The organism is Oleispirillum naphthae (assembly GCA_027864655.1).
Classification (GTDB): domain Bacteria; phylum Pseudomonadota; class Alphaproteobacteria; order Rhodospirillales; family Rhodospirillaceae; genus Oleispirillum; species Oleispirillum naphthae.
Genome location: JAQAZG010000017.1, coordinates 18724 through 42049, shown reverse-complemented (window position 1 = coordinate 42049; position 23326 = coordinate 18724). Strand labels below are relative to the sequence as shown.

Annotated in this window: 19 protein-coding genes; 11 read left to right on the top strand and 8 right to left on the bottom strand. The window is 65.7% G+C overall.

Translation table 11 applies throughout. The features are described 5' to 3' along the window. Nucleotides 1-385: 385 nt before the first annotated feature. The gene (locus O7R11_RS14630) at nucleotides 386-2071 is read left to right on the top strand and encodes a methyl-accepting chemotaxis protein (protein WP_337998281.1); all 1686 of its coding nucleotides are present in this window, start codon (nucleotides 386-388) and stop codon (nucleotides 2069-2071) included. Nucleotides 2072-2122: 51 nt separating this feature from the next. Here O7R11_RS14630 and O7R11_RS14625 read toward each other — a convergent pair whose 3' ends face one another. The 5 genes from O7R11_RS14625 to O7R11_RS14605 all read right to left on the bottom strand — a co-directional run bounded on the left by O7R11_RS14625 (nucleotide 2123) and on the right by O7R11_RS14605 (nucleotide 7353). Next, complete coding sequence (locus O7R11_RS14625; protein ID WP_337998280.1) at nucleotides 2123-2875, bottom strand: IclR family transcriptional regulator; 753 nt, start codon at nucleotides 2873-2875, stop codon at nucleotides 2123-2125. A 135-nt stretch (nucleotides 2876-3010) separates the two neighbouring features. Further along, entirely contained in the window at nucleotides 3011-3763 is a 753-nt protein-coding gene (locus tag O7R11_RS14620; protein WP_337998279.1) for an MBL fold metallo-hydrolase, read from the bottom strand. 82 nt (nucleotides 3764-3845) lie between these two features. Continuing rightward, nucleotides 3846-5480, bottom strand: a complete 1635-nt coding sequence (locus tag O7R11_RS14615) for an FAD-binding protein (protein WP_337998278.1) — start codon at nucleotides 5478-5480, stop codon at nucleotides 3846-3848. 53 nt (nucleotides 5481-5533) lie between these two features. Further along, complete coding sequence (locus tag O7R11_RS14610) at nucleotides 5534-6937, bottom strand: DASS family sodium-coupled anion symporter (protein ID WP_337998277.1); 1404 nt, start codon at nucleotides 6935-6937, stop codon at nucleotides 5534-5536. A gap of 188 nt (nucleotides 6938-7125) precedes the next feature. Then, entirely contained in the window at nucleotides 7126-7353 is a 228-nt protein-coding gene (locus O7R11_RS14605) for a hypothetical protein (protein ID WP_337998276.1), read from the bottom strand. 438 nt (nucleotides 7354-7791) lie between these two features. Between O7R11_RS14605 and O7R11_RS14600 the strand changes: the two genes are divergently transcribed. Beyond that, nucleotides 7792-9180: a GGDEF domain-containing protein gene (locus O7R11_RS14600; protein WP_337998275.1), complete on the top strand. Its 1389-nt coding sequence runs from the start codon at nucleotides 7792-7794 to the stop codon at nucleotides 9178-9180. Between the two features lie 7 nt (nucleotides 9181-9187). Here the strand turns inward: O7R11_RS14600 and O7R11_RS14595 are convergent, their stop codons facing one another. Further along, the gene (locus O7R11_RS14595) at nucleotides 9188-10009 is read right to left on the bottom strand and encodes an LD-carboxypeptidase (protein ID WP_337998274.1); all 822 of its coding nucleotides are present in this window, start codon (nucleotides 10007-10009) and stop codon (nucleotides 9188-9190) included. Between the two features lie 56 nt (nucleotides 10010-10065). On the opposite strand from O7R11_RS14595, the gene O7R11_RS14590 reads away from it, so the two are divergent. Next, entirely contained in the window at nucleotides 10066-11472 is a 1407-nt protein-coding gene (locus tag O7R11_RS14590; RefSeq protein WP_337998273.1) for a UDP-N-acetylmuramate--L-alanine ligase, read from the top strand. A 541-nt stretch (nucleotides 11473-12013) separates the two neighbouring features. Here O7R11_RS14590 and O7R11_RS14585 read toward each other — a convergent pair. Beyond that, on the bottom strand, nucleotides 12014-13429 hold the full coding sequence (locus O7R11_RS14585; RefSeq protein ID WP_337998272.1) for an HIRAN domain-containing protein: 1416 nt from the start codon (nucleotides 13427-13429) through the stop codon (nucleotides 12014-12016). An 89-nt stretch (nucleotides 13430-13518) separates the two neighbouring features. On the opposite strand from O7R11_RS14585, the gene O7R11_RS14580 reads away from it, so the two are divergent. After that, nucleotides 13519-14505, top strand: a complete 987-nt coding sequence (locus O7R11_RS14580; protein WP_337998271.1) for a helix-turn-helix transcriptional regulator — start codon at nucleotides 13519-13521, stop codon at nucleotides 14503-14505. A gap of 264 nt (nucleotides 14506-14769) precedes the next feature. Here the strand turns inward: O7R11_RS14580 and O7R11_RS14575 are convergent, their stop codons facing one another. Continuing rightward, nucleotides 14770-14997 carry a hypothetical protein gene (locus tag O7R11_RS14575; protein ID WP_337998270.1) on the bottom strand — a complete coding sequence of 76 codons (228 nt, stop codon included), beginning with the start codon at nucleotides 14995-14997 and terminating at the stop codon, nucleotides 14770-14772. Between the two features lie 195 nt (nucleotides 14998-15192). Between O7R11_RS14575 and O7R11_RS14570 the strand changes: the two genes are divergently transcribed. The 7 genes from O7R11_RS14570 to cas2 are packed head-to-tail and all read left to right on the top strand — an operon-like array spanning nucleotide 15193 to nucleotide 23285. Beyond that, nucleotides 15193-17607: a CRISPR-associated endonuclease Cas3'' gene (locus O7R11_RS14570; protein ID WP_337998269.1), complete on the top strand. Its 2415-nt coding sequence runs from the start codon at nucleotides 15193-15195 to the stop codon at nucleotides 17605-17607. Between the two features lie 10 nt (nucleotides 17608-17617). Beyond that, complete coding sequence (gene cas5c, locus O7R11_RS14565) at nucleotides 17618-18358, top strand: type I-C CRISPR-associated protein Cas5c (RefSeq protein ID WP_337998268.1); 741 nt, start codon at nucleotides 17618-17620, stop codon at nucleotides 18356-18358. After that, entirely contained in the window at nucleotides 18355-20397 is a 2043-nt protein-coding gene (cas8c, locus tag O7R11_RS14560; protein WP_337998267.1) for a type I-C CRISPR-associated protein Cas8c/Csd1, read from the top strand. The genes cas5c and cas8c overlap by 4 nt, the downstream gene beginning before the upstream one ends. Then, nucleotides 20394-21278 (top strand): type I-C CRISPR-associated protein Cas7/Csd2, encoded by an 885-nt coding sequence (gene cas7c / locus O7R11_RS14555; RefSeq protein WP_337998266.1) that lies wholly within the window; start codon nucleotides 20394-20396, stop codon nucleotides 21276-21278. Before cas8c ends, cas7c begins: the two co-directional genes overlap by 4 nt. 18 nt (nucleotides 21279-21296) lie before the next feature. Next, complete coding sequence (cas4, locus tag O7R11_RS14550) at nucleotides 21297-21965, top strand: CRISPR-associated protein Cas4 (RefSeq protein ID WP_337998265.1); 669 nt, start codon at nucleotides 21297-21299, stop codon at nucleotides 21963-21965. Next, a complete protein-coding gene (gene cas1c / locus O7R11_RS14545; protein ID WP_337998264.1) occupies nucleotides 21962-22990 on the top strand; it encodes a type I-C CRISPR-associated endonuclease Cas1c in 1029 nt (342 codons plus the stop codon). Before cas4 ends, cas1c begins: the two co-directional genes overlap by 4 nt. A 4-nt stretch (nucleotides 22991-22994) precedes the next feature. After that, on the top strand, nucleotides 22995-23285 hold the full coding sequence (cas2, locus tag O7R11_RS14540; protein ID WP_337998263.1) for a CRISPR-associated endonuclease Cas2: 291 nt from the start codon (nucleotides 22995-22997) through the stop codon (nucleotides 23283-23285). Nucleotides 23286-23326: the final 41 nt, after the last annotated feature.

The following is a 23326-nucleotide window of genomic DNA, read 5'->3' as shown; positions in this document are numbered from 1 at the left end:
ACCCTGGGGCGTCATGCGCGTCACCTACCACCTCTAAAACCCGACCCCTTATCCCCCCAAACACCAAAAACACCCCCATACCCAGGGGGTGTTTCCATCACGACTCGCCGCCCCGCCCCACGCCCCACCCGCAAAGACCACGGCAACGCCCCGCGGGAAACCGCGTGAAACACGACCTGGAATTGTTCTTTCCTGGGCGCATACAAACGTATGCGCGCTAGCCTTCAAAAAGCCATGGAGTTTTTTGACTCTTCTCAAATTACAACGTGCAAGGTCTCTTTTTCAGCAGTTTCTAATTGACGCGACTCGCGGCGCACGAGTTTCATGAAAGAAACGTCACATAAATGCTCCGGACGGTTCCGGAGCCCTGCTCTGAGGGCCGAATATGCGCTGGTTCGACAATCTCCGTATCGGGAGGAAACTCCTGATCGTCTTCTCCCTCCTCACCCTGCTGGTCGCGTCCTTGAGCGGCCTCTCCCTGCAGCACCTGAACCGCCTCGGCGCCGCGGCCGACGAACTGGGCACGCACTGGATGCCCGCCGCTTCCGCCGCCCGCAAGCTGGAATTCCTGCTGACCGCGCAACGCGCCAGCGAATACATGCACGTCGTCGCGGACAGCGCGGAGGAATACAAAACCCTGGACGAACTCAACGCCTCCTACCGCAAGAAGGTGGGCGAAGCCGCCGCCGCCCTCGGCGGACTGACCGAAACCGCGCAGGGCAAGACGGCGTTCAAGGAGTTCCAGGACCGCTACACCGCCTACAACACCACGCTCGACGGCATTCTCGCCCTGTCGCGGGAGGACCGCGACGCGGAGGCGCGCGTTCAACTCAACGCCTCCCGCGAGTCCTACCTGAAGATGTCCGAGGCGATCGAGACCGTGGTGAACGCGAGCGAGAAAGGCGCAAGCCGTTCCGCCCAGGAAGCCGGAGAAATCCGCGCCGCCGCGCTGCTGCAGACGCTGGTGATCTCGGGCGTCGCGGTGCTGCTGGCGATCGGCGCCGGGCTGACGATGAAGAACGGCATCGGCACGCCGCTGATGGCGATGACCGAGGCGATGCGCCGCCTCGCCGACGGCGACAAGAGCATCGAGATTCCGGCGCACGGCCGCAGGGACGAGGTCGGCGCGATGTCCGCCGCGGTGGAGGTGTTCAAGCAGAACGCCATCGAGGCGGACCGCCTCGCCGCCGAACAGGAGGCGGCGCGCACCGTCCAGATAAAGCGCGCCGCGGCGATCGAGGCGCTGACCCGCGACTTCGACGCCAGGGTTTCCGGGGTTCTCGAAGTGGTCTCCGGCGCCTGCACCGAAATGGACGCCACCGCGCAGGGCCTTTCCGCCAGCGCCGAACAGACCAGCCGCCAGGCCGGAGCCGTCGCCGCGGCGACGGAGCAGGCCTCCGCCTCGGTGCAGACCGTGGCCTCCGCCGCCGAGCAACTGGCCGCCTCGGTCACCGAGATCGGCCGCCAGGTGGAGCAGGCCAACCAGATCAGCCGCCTGGCGACGGAGGAAGCCTCCCGCACCGACGAGACGGTACGCGGCCTGGCGGAAAGCTCCGCCCACATCGGCACCGTGGTCAGCCTGATCAACGACATCGCCAGCCAGACCAACCTCTTGGCGCTCAACGCCACGATCGAGGCGGCGCGCGCGGGCGACGCGGGCAAGGGCTTCGCCGTGGTCGCGGGCGAGGTGAAGAACCTCGCCAACCAGACCGCCAAGGCGACCGACGAGATCAGCACCCAGATCGCGTCGGTGCAGACCGCGACGCAAGAGGTGGTGGTGGCGATCGGCGGCATCGTCTCGCGCATCGCGGAGATCAACAACATCTCCTCGGCGATCGCCGCCGCGGTGGAGGAACAGTCCGCCGCCGCCGCGGAAATCGCGCGCAACGTGGCGGAGGCCGCCTCGGGCACCCAGGAGATCGCCCAGAACATCGAGGGCGTCAACCAGGCCGCGGGCGAAACCGGGGCCGCCTCGCAACAGGTGCTCTCCGCCTCGCAGTCGCTGTCCGAGGAGGCGGTGGCGCTGAAGGGCGTGGTCGAGGAATTCCTCGCCGGGGTGCGCTCCGCCTAGGCAACGGCAAAGCCCCCCGCCGGTCCCGGCGCGGGGCTTTCCGCGGCGGCTTTACCAGCCGTAGATCTGCCGCGCGATCTTCCGCGCCGCGTCCTTCGACAACGCGATGTACTTCCTCACCAACTCCGGCGTCGCCCGGCTGGCCGGCGCAGCCACGGAGAGGACATAGTCCACCTGATTGCGGGTAGTGAAGATCGGCACCGCCAGGGACACGATCCCCTGCTCCCGTTCGCCATGGCTGACGGCCTGCTCGGTTTCCCGGACCTGCTGCAACTCCTTCAGGAAGGAATCCCTATCCACGATGGTGGAATCGGTCATCGCATGCAGCTTGGCCATTTCCCGCTCCACCACCTCGGGCGCGGCATAGGCCAGAAGGCACTTCCCGGAGGCTCCGGCCCAGAGCGGGAACCGCTCCCCGACGCGCACCGCGCAGCGCATGCTCAACAGGCTTTCGACGTGCTGGCAGCAGACCCTTTCTTCGTCTTCGAAGGTGTAAAGGGAGATCGCCTCGCGGGTCTCATCCCGCAGGGCGGTCATGATCGGCTGTGCCACCCGATGAATCTTGAAGTGACTCATCGCCACCACTCCCAGAATGTAGGCTTTCATGCCAAGCGAATAGCGTTTGCCGTCGGTCTTCTTCAGAAAACCATATTCCACCAGTGCGTTGACGAAGCGCAGCGACGTCGCGACCGAGAGATTGACCCTTTCGGCGATCTGGTTCAGCGCGAGGCTTTCGGTGTGGATGTCGAAGCAGGAGAGGATGGCCAACCCGCGATCCAGACTTCTGATAGTGTTCTTTTCCATCGGCACTCTCTGGCTATAAGGATACTTGCGATCTTCGCGCGTAAACGCGGTGGATGTTCCGGAAGGTCGAGGCCTTGCGGGTCGAGGTCTTTCCAGACGGACAAGCCCGCGTCTGCGGTGTCCCCGCCGGGGCGCTCAGCCGAAGCCGAACGGCAGGGATGTCGGCTCCAGGCGCAGCTCTATGGTACGGGGCTGTTCCGGGTCCGCGACACCGGCGGGAATGACGATCGTCCGGGTGGTCGGCGACACTGCGACGACGCGGTCCCGTTCGATGCGCAACATCCTGTCGTGACCGGGGATGACGGTCGAAGCCAACGCCCTGACGCGCTTCACGCTCTTGAGGGTGGCCTCGGCGTCGATGGTCATGGGGGCCCGTCCGGTGGCCATTTCCGCCAGGGTCTTGACGGCATCTCCCGTCGCCACGGTGAGAGTGCCGTCGTCGGCCTGTGCGGCAAGGCCGATGCAGCCCGGCGTATGCCCCGGCAGGTGCAGGGCGGTGAGTCCGGGGATGACCATGCTGCCGTCCTCGATCCCCCGCAGCCGTCCCGTTCTTTTGATGGCGTCGAGCATATAGCTCGGCTGCCAGGGATCCTTCCCCTCTTCCGCATAAGCGATTTCGTTCACGTGCAGCAAGATTTCGGCATTGCGAAAATAATCAAAATTATAAACGTGATCAACGTGGAAGTGGCTGACCACAAGGATATCGATCTCATCCTCGGAAACCCCGACCGCATGCAGGTCCCTGCAAAGGTCAACGCGTTTATCAATGCCGCCGGTGTCGAACAACACCTTCCTCCCATCCTGTTCGAACAGCACGACACTGCTCCAACCGAGATACCCGGTCGTCATTTTCCCTGGGAATCCTTGAAAAAGCGGCGTGATCTTCATCGGATGCCTCCAGCTTTCCGGGAGATGCGTCCGGGAAATCCCGGTGCGGAGAGGCACGCCCCGCACCGGCACCCCATGGCGCTCAGTCCCGATTCTTCCTGACCGATACCGTCATGCCTCCATCGGCGTCCATGCCGACAACGGCATTCCTGCCGAACCATGCGGCGTCATCGCGCTCGGGGAAATCCTCGCGATAATGCACGCCGCGGGTTTCCCGCCGTTCGCGCGCACACAGCGCCATCGCGCGCGCGGTCAGCAGCATGTTCCGCACCGAGAGCAGATCCCGCACCTGCCGCGGCGACGACACGCCGATCCTGTCGAAATCGGCCTCCATCGCCTCGAACTCCGCCAGCGCCCGGGTGAGGCCCGCTTCGGTTTTGATCAGGCCCACGCGGGCCTGCATGACCTCTTGAATCCGCTGCCTGAGCACGGCGGGCGGTTCGCCCTTCCGCCCGGCGGCGGCATGCGCCATGTCCTCCAAACCGGCGGCGAGGGTGCGCACGCGCCTCTCTTCCGGCAGGGGATGCTCCGCATATGCCCCGCCCACGGTGCGGCCGGCAACCTTGCCGAACACCAGGGCGGCGCCCCCGGCATCCCCGCCCATGCGGTTCGCGCCGTGGATTCCGCCCATGACTTCGCCGGAGAGGTAGAGCCCGTCCACGGCGGTGCTGCAATCGGGGTTCACCACGGCGCCTCCCTGGAACGAATGGGCCGCGGGCGCGACTTCGGAAACCTCGCGGCAAATGTCCACCCCGCCTTCGAGGGCGGGCTGATAATGGACATAATGCGTCACCTTGACGGTTTCCTCGGGGATCATGGTCACGTCGTAATAGACGCCCCCGGCAGGTGTGCCGCGCCCCTCGATGACCTCCGTGATGATCTTGCGGGACAGAACGTCCTTCTGGAGAGAGGCGCAGTCGTCGATGAACGCCTCTCCCCGGCCGTTTTTGAGCGTAGCGCCCATCTTGAAGAAGGTCGTGGGGTTGACGAAGCCGCGGATGCGCTCCGGCGCCACGAAGCAGCAGGGTTCGAACTGGATCAGTTCCATATCCTGTAGGTCCAGACCGGCACGGTAGGCCATGGCCATGCCGTCTCCGCTCACGTCGGCGGGGTAGGTGGTGAACGCGTGGATGCGTCCGCTGCCGCCCGCGGCCAGAACCACGATGCGGCTGCGGAACAGCAACAGTTCGCCGGTCGCCGCGTCCACGCCGCAGGCGCCGTACACCCTGCCGTCTTCCACCAGCAGGTCGGAAATGAAGGTGCCGGTGCGGACGGTGACGGAGGGATGCGCCCGCAACGCCTTGTTCAACGCCCGCTGGATATAATTCCCCGTCAGGCACTGATACTGGTGGACAAGGCGGGGGAACGCGGTCCCCAGCGAATGCAGCGGCGCGTACCGCCCCTTGTCGCCCTTCTTGAGCGGAACCCCCAAGGCCTCCATGTCCGCGATCAGTTCGTCGGTGCCGCGGGCATAGGTTTCGGCGAGCACCGGGCAGTTCATGCCCATGCCGCTTTTCATCAGATCGTCGAAGATGACCTCGGACGAATCACCCTCCGTCACGGCCGCACTGAACCCCATGATGTTGGGGCTTCCGCCGCCGCCGAGCGTCACCTGGAGCACTTCGGCCCCGGCCTCGGCGGCGCCCAGCGCGGCGCGGTTTCCGGCAAAGCCGGACCCGATAACAAGAACATCCGTCGTGTAGAGGTTCATACTCATGGCTTGTTCCTCACTCCAGACTCAGTGAACCGAAGCGACCGGCGCAACCGCCGTCACCAGATGCCGATGCACGGCCACCAAAGCATCCCCAGCGACAGCACCAGCAGGTTGGCGAACACGGCCATGATGCCGCCGAGAATCCACCACGTCTTCTGATCGACATAGCCCGCGCCGAACAGCACGACGGACATGCCGTGCCCGAAGTGGGTGACGAAGCACCCCAACGAAGCGGTGGAGCACAGGGACACGGCGATCAGCGCCGGCGGCACGTGCGCGCCCTGGGCGAGCATCATGTACACGGGAACCATGGTGCCGACCCACGCCGCATTGGACGCGAAGATGTAGCGCAACGGCAGGCTGGAGAGAATCAGCAGCGCCATCACCATGCCGGGATTCAGGCCGCCGAAGGAGATATGCGCCGCCACGATGCTGCCGATCCACTTGAAGAAACCGAGCTTCGCCAGTCCGGTGGCCAGGCTGATGATCGCCCCGTACCAGATCATCGTGCTCCAGGCGCTCTTTTCCTTGAGCAGATCGTCCCATTCCACCACCCGGAAGAAGAGCACGCCGGCGATGAAGGCGATCGCCACGGCTCCGCTGTTCACCTTGGTCCACTGGGAGGTGCCCCACAGGATCAACGCCAGGACGAAGAGGGCGGCCAGGACTTTTTCCTGAATTTTCGTCGGACCGAGCTTCTTGAGTCCTTCCGCAGCCAGCACCTTGTTGTCGATCTTATCCAACTCCGGACGGGCCAGCCTGTTATAGAACAGCGGGATAATCATCAGCAGCACGAAGCAGGGGGGGAAGGCCGCCAAGGCGTATTCGCCCCACGACATGTTCAGGCCGAGAATGCTCACGGCAAAGCTGAACACCAGGAGGTTGGGCGCGCTGGAGGTCATGAACATGCTTGCCGTGGTCAGGCTGACGGCGTTGCACAGCAACGAGAGATTGGCGCCGATCTTTTTCGACGTGGGTCCGGGCTCCGAACCGAGCGTGATCGCGATGGAGCGGAAAATCGGGTAGACGATCCCGCCGGTGCGCGCCGTGTTGGAGGGAGTCGCCGGAGCGATGATCAAGTCGGTGATCGCGGCGGCGTAGCCGAGGCGCAGGGACGTGGACCCGAATTTGTCGATGAGGAAATAGGCGATGCGGCTGCCGAGCCCCGTATCGACGAAGGCCTTGCCCACCAGGCAGGCCGCGAACACCAGCCATGTGGTGGCCGAGCCGTAACCGGCCAACGCGATGCTTGTCCCGTTGAAGCCGATACTGTACGTGGCGAGCGCAACCAGCAGCACCACAGGCTCGGAAAACGGGCGTAGAATCAGGCCGAGAATAGCAGCGCAATAAAAAGCGAAAAGATGCCAAGCCTTGGGATCCAATCCTGCCGGGCATGGTATAAAAAGCAGAATAATTGGAATTCCAAGCCATATAACCAGGGATTTCTTATTCTTGAACATCGCATTCCTCCCATCAGTAACGGTTATATTCTACTCATAACCTTTGTTACAATTGTTCTTGCGCATGACCGTGCGTCGGAGATCTTATTGTTCCTTTTCTCTATTTCAAGCCGCAGACCCTTTGCCGGTGGCATTCCCGGGCAGGAAGAGACGTATCGGCGGAAGAAATTATCAAAATAAAATTTCATCTACTGAAAAAAACTTTCGTTAAAATCATCCGGCAAACGAAAAATCGTGTCAACGCGCAAAAGTGTGGGATTTTTCGCAGGATTCCCCTCTCCCATGCGGTTTTGGCGATCGCCCGCCGCGGGTCCAGGGCCGGTCAAATCGTCTGCCGAATCGGCACCTGCAAAAATTGCCCGCAATTTTCCCTCGCATGCGGCGCGTCGGGGCAGATCGCCGGCGGCATCGTTCACGTCATCCGGAAGGGACCACCCCGGCACAGGTTTTTGCCGCCGGGGAGACCAACGGCAAACACCCCCGCCGGTCCCGGCGGGGGTGTTTTTTTGCGGCGGAGAGGATGGCGCGCGGTGGGGCCTCCCTCGGAACCCCACATCATGCCCCCGTTCCAAAACGACGGCCACGGCAGGGAGAATCGCACCGTGTCACGCGCACCATGGAGAAGTGTAGCGCGTCCACCGGCGATGCACACTTGAGAAAAATTCCACCTAAAGGCGATAAAGCCTCGCCGCAACCCCTGAAAACCGCCCGCAGAGGTTCCATATATAGAAACAATAGCGATAAATAAGCTCCCGGCTCACCACGGATTGCGGCGGGGATACCGCACGATGATGGGATCGAATTACCATGGCGGCCCACGCAGGAGGCCGAGATCCATTTCGGCGGTCTACGCCTTGGTTATCCTGTCCGGCACATTGATTTCCGCAACATTCTACCTGTTCGGCATACGCCCCCTCTCCGATCTGCTGCGGAGCTTCCTCGCCGCGCAGATTTCCCACAACCTGGAAGACGGCATGCACGCCGTCGATGCGGTGTTCACCCGTCACCGCGACCTCGCGGCGCAGGTGGCCAGCCGCTCCGTCATCCGCAGCCGCCAGATCGACTTCCTGCAGGGGCGCATCGGCGCCGCGGATCTGGCCGCCTTCGCCGCGCCCAAGCTCGCCGATGCGGTGCGCAGCAGCACGGAAATCGTCGGCATCGTGCGCCACGCCCCGGATGGACGCTTCCTCTTCTCGGTCGGCGAGGCGATTCCGGAGACCCTGGCCGCCGACTGCCTCTCCCTGCCGCTGACGGAGCCGCGCCCCCTGCCGATGACGGCCTCGCCGCTGCGCTTCGCCTACTGCTCGCCGATCCGCGACGCGCGCTACGGCCTCGTCGGCTTCGACGTCATCGCCGCCGCCACCGATGCGGTACAGCAGGCCATCGACGCCCTCGACCGCCCGATGGCGAGCTTCGCCCTCGCCTCCCGCTCCACCGACATCGCCTTCCGCCAGACGCCGCCCGCCCACGAAGCGGCGATGACGGCGCTCAGCCTCTTCCTCACCACCGGACGCGGACAGCCCGGCTATGTCCTCGAAAGCGCCGCCACCGGCGTCCCCGGCCTCTCCCTCTTCACCGTGGTCGATCAGGAGGGCTTCTACGAGCAGATCCGCGACAAGCTGCGCACCCTGCTGATCACCCTGGGCGTGGCCGCCTCGATCATCCTCGCCGCCGCGGTGGTGCTGCTCAAGCCGGTGATCCGCGCGCTCCTCGACGAACAGCGCCTGATCGAGATGGCCACCTACGACATGCTGACCGGCCTGTTGAACTGGGGCGCCTTCCACAGCACCCTCGACCGCGAGATGGAGCGGGCGCGGCGCTACCGCCACCCGCTGTCGCTGATCCTTTTCGACATCGACTTCTTCAAGCGGGTGAACGACACCCACGGCCACCCGGTGGGCGACGAGGTGCTGCGCGAGATCGGCCGCGTCTGCCCGCGCCTGTTCCGCCGCACCGACATCAGCGCCCGCTACGGCGGAGAGGAGTTCGCCGTGATCCTGCCGGAAACCGGAGAGCCCCATGCCGGGGACCTCGCCGACCGCCTGCGCCTCGCCATCGCCGATGCGCCCGTCGCCACTGCGGCGGGACCGATCGCGGTGACGGTGAGCGCGGGCGTGCTCACCTGGCGCCCCGCACAGGGGGACGTCACCAAGGCGGAGCTGATCGCCAAGGCCGATGCGGCGCTCTACGCCAGCAAGGCGGCGGGCCGCAACCGCGTCACCGCGGCGGCGTTCGAGGCCTAGGCCACGCTCACCAGACCCCGAAGCGCACCACCTTGTTGTCGGCATCGTGGCCGATGTCGGCGCGGCCGAGATAGGGAATGCCCGACCGTGCGCACCAGAAACGCGCCACTTCGTCCTCGCCCTGGCCGAAGTCCGGATCGTTGGGCACGATCGCGCCGCAGCGCCCGAGCAGGATGCCCGCCGCGCGGCGGATCGCGGGCACGCCGGCGATCTGCCCGAGCGCCCGGTCGATGCGGTACATCGGCTCGTTGACCTCCTCCAGCACCAGCGCGTGCCCGGCGAGGTCGGGCAGCCAGGGCGTGCCGATGAGGTGGCAGAGGATGGTGATGTTGAAGGCCGCGGCGGGAGCATGGCGCGCCGCCGCGGGCTCCAGCGCCGCATCGTCCCCGGCGAGGAAGGCGAGCGCGCGCAGCGCCGCGGCCTCGCCGCCCGGGCGGTCGAGGTCGATCGGCATCGGCCCGTGGGCGCAGCACCCGATTCCCGCGCCGTAGAGCGCGCCGAGAAGGGCCCCCACGTCGCTGTAGCCGAGGTAGATCTTGCCGCGCGCCGCCGCGCCGAGGCGGGGCAGCACCGTCTCGATCAGGCGGAAGGAACCGTAACCGCCGCGGGCGAACCACACCGCGTCGAAGCGTGCATCGTTGGCGACGTCGAGGAAGGCCTGGGCGCGCAACGCATCGTCCCCGGCGAAGTGGCCGGAGGCGGCGAAGCACTGCGGGTGAAAGCGGATTTCCGGCCGCGCATGCGGCGGCAGGGCGGCCACCACCGCCGCCAGCCGGGTTTCCAATCCGGGGGCAACCGGGCCTCCCGGAGCCACCACGCCTATCCGCATCGTCGCCGCCTCCCATTCCGCTTGCCGCTTAGGCGGCCAGATTGTAGCCTCCGCACATGCACGGCGACAGGCACTATTTTTTCTGTGGAATCGGGGGCAGCGGCATGCTGCCCCTGGCGCTGATCGTGCAGCAGCGCGGCTTCGCCGTCGCAGGCTCCGACCGCGCCCTCGACCAGGGCCTGCTGGCGGAGAAGTTCGCCTTCCTGCGCGGGCGCGGCGTCGCGCTCCACCCGCAGGACGGCAGCGGCATCGCCGGAGCGGACACCGTGCTGGTCACCTCCGCGGCGGTGGAGGAGACCATCCCCGACGTGCAGGCGGCGCGGCGCGCGGGCGCTGCGATGATCACCCGCGCCGAGCTGCTGGCCGAGCTGTTCAACGCCGCGCCGCGCTCCGTCGGCATCGCGGGCACCAGCGGCAAGTCCACCACCACCGGCATGGCCGCCTGGATTCTGCACGCCGCCGGGCTGCGCCCGACGGTGATGAACGGCGCGGTGATGCGCAACTTCGTCACCGCCGAGACGCCCTTTGCAAGCGCCCTGGTCGGCGACGGCGGCCTCTTCGTCGCCGAGGTGGACGAAAGCGACGGCTCCATCGCCCATTACGCGCCGCGCGTCGCGGTGCTCAACAACATCGCGCTGGACCACAAGTCGATGGACGAGCTGCGCGCCCTGTTCCGCGATTTCGTCGCCAAGGCGGAGATTGCGGTGCTCAACCTCGACAACGCGGAGACCGCGCGCCTCGCCGCCGAACTGCCGCAGGCGAAGCGCCTCACCTACTCCCTTTCCGACCCCGCCGCCGACCTCCTGGCGGGGGAAATCCGCCCCGCCGCGGACGGCATCGCCTTCACCATGCGCGCTGCGGGCGGCCTCGCCGCCGCCGTGCGTTTGCAGGTGCCGGGCCGCCACAACGTTTCCAACGCGCTCGCCGCCCTCGCCGCGGCGCAGGCCTGCGGCGTGCCGCTGAGCGCCGCCGCCGCGGCTCTGGCGGGCTTTTCCGGCATCCGCCGCCGCCTGGAGACCGTGGGCAGCGCAGGCGGCGTCACGGTGATCGACGACTTCGCCCACAACCCGGACAAGATCGCCGCCACGCTCGCCGCCCTGCACGAATTCCCGGGCAGGCTGCTCATCCTCTTCCAGCCGCACGGCTTCGGCCCGCTCAAGCTGCTGCGCGAGGGCTTCGTCGAGACCTTCGCCGCGCACCTCGCGCCGGAGGACGTTCTGGCGATGCCGGACCCGGTCTACTTCGGCGGCACGGTGGAGCGCAGCGTCACCGGCATCGACATCGTGCAGGGCGTCGCGGCGCGCGGCCGCCGCGCGAGCTTCTTCCCCGGCCGTCCGGCCTGCGGCGATTTCCTCCTCGGCCTCGCCCGCCCGGGCGACCGCATCGTGGTGATGGGCGCGCGGGACGACACCCTCTCCACCTTCGCCGCGGACCTGCTGGCGCGGCTGGAACGCGGCTCGTAATCCGGACTCACCGGCCCAGCTTCCGTCCCCATGACCGGCAACAAGCCCGGTCCAAACGCCCGGCATTCTTTGCGAACGGCTCCCCGGCGGGCCGCCCCCCGAAGAGCCGCGCCGCTTCCTTCAGCAGGAAACCCCAGGAATCCCTCTCGTGCGCCGCCCGGGCGCGCACCGCCCAAGGAATGCCCGAAAAATACACGGCGCGCGCGGCGCAGGAATCCTGCCAGGCCTGGTGACAAGGTCCCGCCGGATTCAACCAGGTCCCCCGCCGGTCGAACACCGGCACGGGTGGGGCATCCTCCACCCACGCCGCGCCGGTCCATCTCCAACATCCGAAACTCCGGCCCCACGGCAAGTAGAAGCGCACCCCGCCGCCGGGAAGAAACTCCCAAAGCCGTGTGCCGCTCCACCACCAGGCGGGGCGCATACGATCCGATCCGGGGACTGCAAAGGGCGTCTGCATACCCTATTCTGCACATGACGGCATGACTGAAACGGTCATGTTTTGTTCCGCCCCGGGCGATCGGCGGCGCGGCCGGAACGCTCACGCCGCCTGCACCCGGATGCGGATGTCGTACACACCGTCCGCCCTGACCACCCCCGCCCGCAGCGCGCCGCCGCGGTCCATCAGTTCCGCCGGTTGGCGGTTGACCGCGCGCGGCAGGTAGCCGAGCTTGAGGCCGGTCTCGGTCAGCACTTCGACCGCCAGGGGATCGTGCGGATTGGCGGGTTCCCGCCGCAGCCGCAGGGGCGTTCCCCAGGCCAGCCGCCGCAAGGCCTCTCCCGCGTCATAATACATGCCGCCCGCGACATAGGTCTCCAGCAGCAGCGGGCGCGCCGCCGCCTGCGCGGCGACCAGTTCCTCGAGCCGGTCCCACGTCGCCGTCGAAACCGCGGCATTGCAAGGCCCCAGGGCCTCGGTCAGCCGCCAGCGGAAATCCTCGCCGAGGATCAGTTCCACCGTCGCCCGCTCCTCGCCCAGCCAGCGATAGAAGTAGCACCGGCCGGAACGCACCTCGGAGGCATAGCCCGCCACGCAGTGGGACAGGTCGCGCCCCTCGCGCGCCAGGTCGTCGCCGTCCCGGATCGGCTGCAACAGGCGGTCGCCGGGGATCGGCGGCACGGGAAAGGGGCGCGATCTCAGGATGCGCCGCGCGCCTTCGCTCAAACGCCGGTCCAGGTCCGGCCAATCCGTCACCCCCCGGACCATGCGCAACAGGCGGACCCGCTCCACCGCGTTCAAATCGGCCAACTCCCCCGTCAGCCCCCGCAGGCGATGCTCCGTCGCCCCCGCCGCCACGGCGCGCGCCACCGCCGGACGCAGCAACCAGGGCGGCAGGGTCAGCAAGCCCCGCACCCCATCGGCGCTCAGGCGCGGGATTTCCCACAGGACGCGCCGTGCCGATTGCTCGCCGCACAGCCGCGACAAGGCCACCACCAACGGATAATCGATCTCCGCCGCCGGAACCCTCTCCAGCAGGCGCACGATCGCGGCGTCGGGCAGCGCCAGACCGGCCAGGTCGGCAAGCAGTTCGGCGCGCGGGTCTTCCATTGCCCGCCGAGCCAGAGACAGACGGTCGCCGCGGCCACGCACCCGCACGCCGGACAGCGCCCAGCAGGCGAGAACGAAGCCGTAGCCCGCCCCGAACGCCTCCTGCCGCAGGAAATCCGCAAAGCCGTCCGCATGGCGCATCGCCTCCAGGGCCGGCCACTGGAAACGCCCGCAAGGGGCGGCCAGACGGCGGATATCTTCGGGAACGGTCTCCAGAACCGCGCGTTCCGCATCCGGCAGTCCGGCCAGGGGCCGCCCCTGCCCATCCAGCAACGGGTGGCCGGGCACGTCGGCGCAGGACAGCGGATAAGGCCCATCGGCACGCAAGGTGCGGCCCAGCCCCGCCTGCCAATCGGCCAGCAGCAGGGTGCCGTCGCGAACCTCCAGGGCATGAACCGGAGCGGTCATGATTTTTCCCGCATGGCGATGATTTCCCGGTTTCATCTCGCACCATGTGCATGACACAATCGGTCATCTCAGGTGAGGGGGAGCGCGCCATGCGTCACGAGAAGGCCGAAAACCTGCTGTTGCTGGCGATGGAAATGCAGGCGGCGCGCGGCGGCCTGACCCTGGACGGCATCGCCGAGCGCTTCGCGGTGGGGCGGCGCACCGCGATGCGGATGCGCGACGCGGTGCTGCGCGCCTTCCCCCAGGCGGAAGAAATCCTGGGCGACGACCGGAAGAAACGCTGGCGCATTCCCCCCGCCACCCTGGACCGGCTGATCGCCTTCTCCGCCGACGAACTGGCGGCGGTGGCAGCCACCGCCAACCTGATGGAAGACGCCAACCGCCCCGACCTCGCGGTTCTGTTGGGCGACCTATCGCAGAAGATCAAATCCCTGATGAAGGCCGATATCCGAAGGAGAGTCGAACCCGACCTCGAAGCCCTGATGGAGGCCGAGGGCATCGCCGCCCGCCCCGGCCCGAAACGCCCGATCGAACCGCAAATCCTCGACACCCTGCGCCGGGCGGTGCTCGCCTGCGACACGGTGAAAGTGCGCTATCGCACGCGGCGGGACGGCGCCCTGCAAACCTATCGCCTGCACCCCTATGGCTTCCTGCACGGACATCGCCATTACCTGGTAGCGGTGCGCGCCGATGGAAACGGCAAGGGTCCGCAACTGTTCAGCCTGCCCGACATCACCGTCGCCGAGGCCACCGGAGAACCCTTCGTCCGCAACGTCGCGTTCGACCTGAATGCCTATGCGGCCGAAGCCTTCGGGGTCTTCCACGAGCCGCCGTCCAAAGTGGTCTGGCGTTTCGCCCCCCATGCCGCGCAAACCGCCGCCGAGTTCACCTTCCACCCGGCGCAGGAACGGGAACCCCAGGCCGACGGATCCCTCATCGTCCGCTTCTGCGCCGGGGGACTGTTGGAAATGGCTTGGCATCTGCTGGCCTGGGGCGACGCGGTGGAGGTTCTGGAGCCCCCCGCCCTCGCCGAACTGGTCAACCCGCATCGGCAGCACTGGGAGGGACTGCCGTAGAAATTCACCGAGCTGCGGTGGCTTCCACACGGCTTCGCTCCGGCGCTGCACCGCCAGACGCGTCTTTTCCTGCGTATGCTCCACATGGAGGACGGCGACCCCACAGATCAGGCACAGCGCCACCGCCCATTGCAGAGCCGATTGCCACTTCGGCACGGACCGCGGCTCCGGCGGCAGCTCCCGGTTCAGCGCGATGCTCTCCAACAACCGGAGGATCGCGGGATCGCGCGGCAGCCGCGTCGCCCCGTCCCAGCGCGCCTCGCACTAGGCGGCCAGGGCCAAGCGCAGCCATTTCTCCCGTTCGGGCGATACCCGGTCCATCGGAGAAAGAAGATAGACTTCCAGCAAGGATCGCCGCATGGAAGAAAGACGCGGCAGCCAGGAATCCGCCGCCTCGACCGCCGCCTGCCGCAATAGATGCCGCCGCCCCGGCCCATCCCCGGCATATGCGCCGTCGGTCTCCGCGATTTTCCGGTAAAGGTCGATGGCCATCGTCACGCTTCCCCCGCCTTCGTTCCCTTCTACCTTCTCCACCGGCCAGAATCGGTCACCCCCTTACACAAGACCGGATTTGTCACCCCCATACGCCATCGTGGAGGTGTTCCCTCGGCAACTTTCACTTGTTCGGGGAGGATGGACACGCGCAACATGCGCACAACCATACCTTAGGTTCCGGGGGGAACCGCAATGGACGTAACCGGATTTCCCGCCCACGTTCGCAAAAGCGACGGCGTGGAACAAAGCGTCGCCGCCCACTGCGCGGGCGTCGCCCGTCTGGCCGGGGAAAACGCCGCGCCGCTGGGGCTTTCGCAGGCCGGGTTCCTGCTGGGGCTGCTGCATGACTGGGGCAAGGCCTGCCCGGAATTCCGCGATTACCTGCGTTCCGCTGCCGGCGCTCTGGACCAAGACTCCGACGGTTTCGTCGATGCTGCCCGCATGAAGGGGAAAATCGACCATTCGACGGCTGCGGCGCAATGGCTATGGGAACGGGGAGTCGCAAAGGGGAACCAAGCACTGCCCGCCGCCCAGGCGCTGGCGCTGTGTCTGGCCTCTCACCATTCGGGACTGATCGACTGCCTGTCACCGGAAGGGCAAGACCAATTCCGCCGCCGCGTCGGCAAACCGCAATCGGAAACCCATCTGGCGGCAGCCCTCGCCAACCTGCCCGGACTGGTGGCTGAGGCGCAACAGCGGATGCTACCGGCATTGAAGGAAATTCACGGTCGGCTTCTGGAAATCACCACACGATACAAATCGACCGATAACAAACGTCTGGCCGCATTCGATCGTGGCTTCCTGGTGCGCATGCTTCTGGGATGCCTGCTGGACGCCGACCGCTTCGACAGCGCCGCATTCGAATTCCCAACCCTGCACGACCTGCGCGGCGACGGTACGCCGGACTGGGATGCGCTGATCGCGCGGCATGAGGCGCACCTCGCGGGCTTTTCCGGCGAAGGCCGGGTCAATCGCCTGCGGCGGCGGATTTCCGACGATTGTCGCGCCCATGCCGAGGACGCACGGGGCCTCTTCACCCTCACCGTACCGACCGGCGGAGGAAAAACCCACGCGGGGCTGCGCTTCGCCTTGCATCACGCGCGCAAGCATGGCCTGAAGCGGATCATCCACGTCATCCCCTATACCTCGATCATCGATCAGAACGCGGCTGCGGCGCGTCGGGCGCTGGAAACCGGCAACGACACGGGCCGCATCGTGTTGGAACACCACTCCAACCTGGAACCGGAACGCGACACCTGGATCAGCAAGCATCTGGGCGAAACCTGGGATGCGCCGGTGATCTTCACCACCATGGTGCAGTTTCTGGAGGCGGCCTTCGGCGGCGGCACGCGCGGCGCGCGGCGGCTGCCCCGCCTGTGCGATGCGGTGATCGTGTTCGACGAGGCGCAGACCCTGCCCATCCGCTGCATCCACCTCTTCTGCAACGTGGTGAATTTCCTGGTGCGGCAGGGCGGGTCCAGCGTCGTCCTGTGCACCGCGACACAGCCGCTACTGACCGAGGTGGACGCGGAGAAGGGATGCATCGAATCCCCGGTGGAGATGATGGGCGACCTGAACCGACTTTTCCAGGAACTGGATCGGGTGGAGATCATCGACCACACCTCCGGCAACCGAACGATGACCATGCCGGAAATCGCCGATCTCGCGCTGGCGGAGTGCCGCGACCTCGGCAACTGTCTGGTCGTGGTCAACACCAAGAAGGCGGCGATGGAACTTTACCGCGCGCTCCGGACGGAATGCCCGGGCGATGTCTTCCACCTCAGCACCGACATGTGCGCGCACCACCGCAAACGCATTCTTGGCCTAGTGCGCAAGCGCCTGGACCTGAAGCGCCCGGTATTGTGCATCAGCACCCAGTTGATCGAGGCCGGGGTGGACATCGACTTCCGCGCCGTCGTCCGTTTCCTCGCCGGGCTGGATTCCATCGCCCAGGCGGCGGGCCGCTGCAACCGCAACGGCGCGGCGGATAAAGGCCGCGTCCACATCGTGACGCCGGAAGCGGAAAACCTCTCCCCCCTGCCCGACATCGCGCGCGGCAAGGAATGCGCCGCCCGCGTCCTGCGCGACTTCGCCGCCGACCCGGAGAGCCTGGGCGGCAGCCTGCTGCACCCCTTGGCAATGGTGCGATACTTCAAATACGCCTTCCATGACTGCCGGAACGACATGGACTACCCCACCGATACCGGACGCGACGAAACCCTGCTGGAAATCCTGGCGGAGAATGGATTGAACGGCGGCAACATGCCCCACCCGCTGATGCTGCGGCAATCCTTCATGACCGCCGCGCGGACTTTCCAGACAATCGACGCACCGACCGAGGGCGTCATCGTTCCTTATGGCGCGGGAAAGAAAATCATCGCCGAACTCCAGGCGGAGATCACGCCGGAGCAACGACGCGCCCTGTTGCGCCGCGCGCAACGCTATTCGGTCAACCTGTTCCCCAACCGCAAACGCATTCTGCTGGGAAAGGGAGCGTTGCAACAAATTCCCGACGCCGAAATCCTGGTGCTGGACGAACGGCACTACAGCCGGGAGTTCGGCCTCTCCGACGAACCCGTCGAACCGTTGTCTTTCCTCGAAGCCTAGGGAGGCCCCCTTGGAATTCACCACGCCGAAAAACAGCATCGCGTTCACCCTGCGGGGACGCTTCGCCCTGTTCACCGACCCGCTGACGCGGGTGGGCGGAGAGAAGTGCTCTTATCCCATCCCCACCTACGAGGCGCTGAAGGGCGTCGCCAAGTCGATCTATTGGAAGCCCAGCCTGACCTGGGTGATCGACCGGGTGCGGGTGATGAAGCCGATCCGCACCCAGACCAAGGGGGTGAAGCCCCTGAAGTACCACGAGCCGGGCAACGACCTCTCCATCTACACCTACCTCGCCGACGTGGAATACCAAGTCGCGGCGCACTTCGAATGGAACCGGGCCCGCCCGGAACTGCGCGACGACTGGGTGGACGGCAAGCATTTCTCCATCGCCAAACGCATGCTGGAACGCGGCGGACGGCAGGATATCTTCCTCGGCACGCGGGAATGCCAGGGCTACGTGGAACCCTGCACCTTCGGCGAGGGCGAAAGCCCCTATGCCGCCGCGCCGGACGTTTCCTTCGGCCTGATGTTCCATGGCTTCGACTACCCGGACGAGGACGAAACCGGCAAGAACGAACTGCACGCCCGCTTCTGGCAGCCGGTGATGCGGGCGGGCGAGATCGCCTTCCCCCGGCCCGAGGACTGCCCGACCCGCCGCTTCATCCGCAAGATGATCCCCAAGGAGTTCGAAACCGACCAAACCTTCATCGGCTGGCGGGAACCGGGCCTGTACGAGGAGGCCGAAGCATGAGCTGGATTCACAAACTCTACGAAACCTACGAAGCCGCGCAGGGCAATTCGCTGCTGGATAACGAAGGCCGCCGCCCCCTCCCGGTCGGTCACATCTTTGCCGCCGTCCATATCGAGGTGACGTTGAACGCGGCGGGGGACTTCGTCGCCGCCCGTGTCATCGACAAAACGGAAGCCCAAACCTGCATTCCCTGCACTGTGCATTCCGGCAGCCGTTCTGGCAGCAAACCGCCCCCCCATCCCTTGGCCGACAAGCTGCAATACGTCGCCGGGGATTTCCGCGCCTTCAGCGGCAAAGTCACCCGTGGCTTTCTAAAAACGCCGGATCAACCCCACAAGGATTATGTCGATGGACTGCGCCGATGGGTGGAAGCGTTCCCTCACCCGAAACTCAAGGCGATCTTGGCCTATACGGAAAAAGGGTGCCTGATCGCCGATCTGCGGAACAAGGCTCCCCGCGTCATTCCGTTCTCCCAGGACGGAAAATTTCTACTCAAGGCTGACCGCAAGGACAAGGAACAATGGCCGATATGGAAGGCTGTCGGTTCCGAGCGAACGCCCCAGGATGCCGTTGTCCGCTGGCAGATCGAACTCAGCCCTGGCGATCCGAACGTCGGCACTTGGGACGACCCGGATCTATTGCAGGGATGGAGCGAATATTACCCTTCGCTTCTCCCCTCCGGCCTTTGCATGGTTACGGGAAAATCCGTACCTCTGACTTCTAAGCATCCGCGCGGCATCCGCAACTCCGCCGATGGCGCAAAACTGATTTCTTCCAACGACGAGGGCGGCTTTACCTTTCGTGGACGTTTCACCGACAAAGAGGGTGCCCAGGCGTGTGTCGTGGGTTATGAAGCGTCAGAGAAGGCGCACAGCGCCTTGCGTTGGTTGATCGGGCACCAAGGGTTTCGCCACGGCGACCAGGTATTCGTCGCCTGGGCGGTATCGGGAAAAGATATACCCGCCCCCTTTGGTGGACTGGACGATTGGAAATCCTGGGACGACGACGCCCCGGAAGAGGTGGCACTCATTCCCGAGGAAGCCACGACAGACCACTCCCGCGACCTCGGACAGATCTATGCGCGCCGCCTGAACAAATTCATGGCGGGTTACGGCGACATTGACGACCCCTCCGAGGACATCGTGATCATGGGTCTGGACTCCGCGACCACCGGCCGCATGGCAATCACCTATTATCGCGAACTCAAGGGATCGGAATTTCTGCAACGCCTGCGGAATTGGCATTCGGCGCTGGCTTGGCCGCAAACGTATTTTCCAAAGCCCCAGGAAGATAAGAAAACCAAATCCATCCCTATTATCACCACGGCCTTCGCCCCCTCACCGCAAGCAATCGCGGAAGCCGCCTGGGGCGGCAGAGAAGAGGCCGACGCAGACAATACGAAAAAGAAACGCTCGCAGTCCGACGACAAAGCCATCGCCGCAACCATAGAACGCCTGATTCCCTGCATCATCGACGGCACCCCCATCCCGAACGACATCGTGGTGTCGTGTTTTCGCAAGGCGGCCAAACATCCGCAAACGACCAAGAAAGCCCCTCTCTACAGGTGGGAGGCTACGCTCGATGTCGCCTGCGCCGTTTTCAAAGGCTCCCAACTACGTCTGGAAAAGGACGAATACGCCATGTCTCTTGAAACCGAACGAACCAGCCGCGACTACCTGTTCGGTCGTCTGCTGGCAGTCGCCGAGAATATCGAACAAATGGCTCTAAAAAATGCCGACGAGAATCGGCCAACAAACGCCGCACGCCTATTCCAGCGTTTTGCCGATCATCCGGCTTCTACTTGGCGCCGTTTGGAACTCGCCCTACTGCCCTACAAAAAACGTTTGCAAAACAACGACACTGGTTTCCTGGTCAAACGGGAGAAGCTGCTGAACGAAATCGTCGATCAGTTCCGCCCTGACGATTTCATCGGCGACAGCCCTCTCGGCCCCGAATTCCTGCTGGGTTACCGCTGCCAGACCCGCGCTCTGCTTAAGAAATCCGAAGCCGCCACCAATGCCGAAGGAGACAAGGAATGACCTCCCTGCAACACAAGATCGACTTTGCCCTGATCATCTCCGTGAAGAATGCCAACCCCAACGGCGACCCTCTGGACGGCAACCGCCCGCGCGTCACCTATGAAGGCTTGGGCGAAATCTCCGACGTCTGCCTGAAGCGCAAGCTGCGCGACCGTTTGCAGGAAGGTGGGTTCGATATTTTCGTGCAGTCCGATGACCGCAGAAACGACGACTTTCCCCACCTGAAGGCACGGGCCGAAGCCCTTCTCGGCCAATCGCTCTATGACAACAAAGAAAAAAAGAAGAACACCGAAAAAGCCTGTGCCAAATGGTTCGACGTGCGCGCCTTCGGCCAACTTTTCGCCTACGAAAACAAGGGCAAAGGCAAGAAGAACAAAGATAGCGATGAAGATAGCAGCAAGTCGGGCGATGGCGTGTCCATCCCGATCCGGGGGCCGCTCACCATTCAGTCTGCCTTCAGCGTTAAACCCATCTCCATCGCCAGCAACCAGATCGTCAAAAGCGTCAACAACGATGAGAAGGAAGGCAAGGAAGGCAAGAAGAGTTCCGACACCATGGGGATGAAACATCGTGTCGAGAACGAAGCCTTCTACGTCACCTATGGCAGCATCAACCCGCAACTGGCGAAACGCACCGGCTTCAGCGACGACGACGCCGAGGCGATCAAGGCGATCCTGCCCAAGCTCTTCGAAAACGATGCGTCCTCCGCTCGGCCCGAAGGCAGCATGGCGGTGCTGTGGGTGTTCTGGTGGAAACACAATTGCAAATCCGGCCAGTACTCCTCCGCCAGGGTGCATCGGTCTCTGCACGTCAACCCCGATGGCACCTATACCCTGGATAAATTGGACGGACTTAAGCCCGATGAACTCGAAGGCTTCTGATCCGCGGAGGGCCGAGGGATGGATGCGGAAGACGACGATCTGCGGCCGCTTTCGGCCTTGCAACACCTGGCCTTCTGCCCGCGCCAGTGCGCCCTGATCCACGGGGAGCAGGCGTGGGCGGAAAACCGCCTCACCGCCGAGGGGCGCATCCTGCACGAGCGCGCCGATTCCGGCGAAGGCGAGACGCGGGGGAACCTGCGCATCGCGCGCGGCGTGCGCCTCGTCAGCCGCCGCCTGGGGCTCTCCGGCATCGCCGACGTGGTGGAGTTCCGCCGCAAGGCCGCGCCCGGCGGCGCAATCGTCCGGCGGCCCTTCCCGGTGGAATACAAGCGCGGCAAGCCTAAGGCGCACGACGCCGACCGCATCCAGTTGTGCGCGCAGGCGCTCTGCCTGGAGGAGATGCTGGGAGTCGAGGTTCCCGAAGGAGCCCTGTTCTACGGCAAACCGCGGCGGCGCGAGGCGGTGGCCTTCCTTCCGGAACTGCGCCGCCGGGTGGAGGATCTGGCCGCCCGCCTGCACGCCTTGCTGCACGAACCCGCCCTGCCGCCGCCTCTCTCAGGCGATGCGCGATGCGCCGCCTGTTCCCTGGTGGAGATTTGCCGCCCCGGCCTGGCCGGGCGCTCCGCCCGCGCCTGGACCGCCCGCGCCGTGGCGCGCCAGCTTGCCGAGACGGAGGAACCGCCATGAAACGCCTGGGCAACACCCTCTACGTCACCTCGCAGGGCAGCTATCTGTCGAAGGACGGCGACTGCGTGCTGATCGCACGGGAGGAAGGCGGCAAAACCCGCGTGCCGTTGCACAACGTGGACGGCATCGTCGGCTTCGGACGGGTCTCCGCCAGTCCTTTCCTGCTCGGGGCGTGCGCCGAGGCCGGAGTCACCCTGACCTGGATGACCGAGAAGGGGCGCTTCCTCGCCCGCGTCGAGGGGCCGGTTTCCGGCAACGTCCGCCTGCGCCGCGCCCAGTACGCCGCAGCCGACGGCCCGGCGGCCTCCGCCGACATCGCCCGATCCATCCTCACCGGCAAGATCGCCAACCAGCGCAGCGTTCTGCTGCGGGCGCGGCGCGACCACGGGGCGGACGCAGAGGGCCGCATCTCCGCCGCCATCCATGCCCTGGCCATCGCCCTGCGCCGGTTGGAAGCCACGCCCGGCCTCGACGCCCTGCGCGGGGTGGAGGGCGACGCCGCCGCTGTGTACTTTGCCGCCTTTCCCGCCCTGCTGCGCAACGAAGACCCGGCCTTCGCCTTTGCCGGACGGGTGCGCCGCCCCCCCACTGACGCGGTGAACTGCTTGCTGTCGTTCATTTACACCCTGCTCACTCACGATGCGCGCTCGGCGCTGGAGGGCGTGGGCCTCGACCCGCAGGTGGGGTTTCTGCACCGGGAAAGGCCGGGGCGCCCCAGTCTCGCCCTGGATCTGGTCGAGGAATTCCGCGCCTGGTTCGCCGACCGGCTGGTCTTAAGCCTGATCAACCGCGGACAGGTGCGGGCGCGCGACTTCCTGGCCGACGAGGCCGGAGCGGTGACCCTGACCGACGAGGCGCGGCGGACCGTTCTCATCGCCTACCAGAAACGCAAGGCGGAAGACATCCGCCACCCATTTCTGGAGGAAACCTGCGCCGTCGGCCTGCTCTGGCATGCACAGGCGCGCCTGCTGGCGATGCGGCTGCGCGGCGACCTCGACGCCTATCCCCCGTTCATCGCACGGTGATGCCATGCTGGTTCTCGTCACCTATGACGTCAGCACCACCGATGCCGCCGGACGCCGCCGCCTGCGCCGCGTCGCCAAGGCATGCCAGAACCGCGGCCAACGGGTGCAATGCTCGGTGTTCGAGTGCGAGGTCGATCCGGCGCAGTGGGCCTCTTTGCGCGCCGCCCTGACCGGATTGATCGACCCGGAACGCGATAGCCTGCGCTTCTACTTTCTCGGCTCCGGCAATCGGCACAAGGTGGAACACGTCGGCGCGAAACCCAGCCTCGACCTCGACGGACCGCTGATCTTCTAGGAAGGCGCGGCCGCCGCGCGAACCCCCAGCGGCCATGCCCG

What these genes read in the sequence shown, in the direction of transcription:
- O7R11_RS14630 (WP_337998281.1), top strand. Translation starts at nt 386, where the DNA reads ATGCGCTGGTTCGACAATCTCCGTATCGGGAGGAAACTCCTGATCGTC.
- O7R11_RS14625 (WP_337998280.1), bottom strand. Translation starts at nt 2,875, where the DNA reads ATGGAAAAGAACACTATCAGAAGTCTGGATCGCGGGTTGGCCATCCTC.
- O7R11_RS14620 (WP_337998279.1), bottom strand. Translation starts at nt 3,763, where the DNA reads ATGAAGATCACGCCGCTTTTTCAAGGATTCCCAGGGAAAATGACGACC.
- O7R11_RS14615 (WP_337998278.1), bottom strand. Translation starts at nt 5,480, where the DNA reads ATGAGTATGAACCTCTACACGACGGATGTTCTTGTTATCGGGTCCGGC.
- O7R11_RS14610 (WP_337998277.1), bottom strand. Translation starts at nt 6,937, where the DNA reads ATGTTCAAGAATAAGAAATCCCTGGTTATATGGCTTGGAATTCCAATT.
- O7R11_RS14595 (WP_337998274.1), bottom strand. Translation starts at nt 10,009, where the DNA reads ATGCGGATAGGCGTGGTGGCTCCGGGAGGCCCGGTTGCCCCCGGATTG.
- O7R11_RS14590 (WP_337998273.1), top strand. Translation starts at nt 10,066, where the DNA reads ATGCACGGCGACAGGCACTATTTTTTCTGTGGAATCGGGGGCAGCGGC.
- O7R11_RS14585 (WP_337998272.1), bottom strand. Translation starts at nt 13,429, where the DNA reads ATGACCGCTCCGGTTCATGCCCTGGAGGTTCGCGACGGCACCCTGCTG.
- O7R11_RS14580 (WP_337998271.1), top strand. Translation starts at nt 13,519, where the DNA reads ATGCGTCACGAGAAGGCCGAAAACCTGCTGTTGCTGGCGATGGAAATG.
- O7R11_RS14575 (WP_337998270.1), bottom strand. Translation starts at nt 14,997, where the DNA reads ATGGCCATCGACCTTTACCGGAAAATCGCGGAGACCGACGGCGCATAT.
- O7R11_RS14570 (WP_337998269.1), top strand. Translation starts at nt 15,193, where the DNA reads ATGGACGTAACCGGATTTCCCGCCCACGTTCGCAAAAGCGACGGCGTG.
- cas8c (WP_337998267.1), top strand. Translation starts at nt 18,355, where the DNA reads ATGAGCTGGATTCACAAACTCTACGAAACCTACGAAGCCGCGCAGGGC.
- cas7c (WP_337998266.1), top strand. Translation starts at nt 20,394, where the DNA reads ATGACCTCCCTGCAACACAAGATCGACTTTGCCCTGATCATCTCCGTG.
- cas4 (WP_337998265.1), top strand. Translation starts at nt 21,297, where the DNA reads ATGGATGCGGAAGACGACGATCTGCGGCCGCTTTCGGCCTTGCAACAC.
- cas1c (WP_337998264.1), top strand. Translation starts at nt 21,962, where the DNA reads ATGAAACGCCTGGGCAACACCCTCTACGTCACCTCGCAGGGCAGCTAT.
- cas2 (WP_337998263.1), top strand. Translation starts at nt 22,995, where the DNA reads ATGCTGGTTCTCGTCACCTATGACGTCAGCACCACCGATGCCGCCGGA.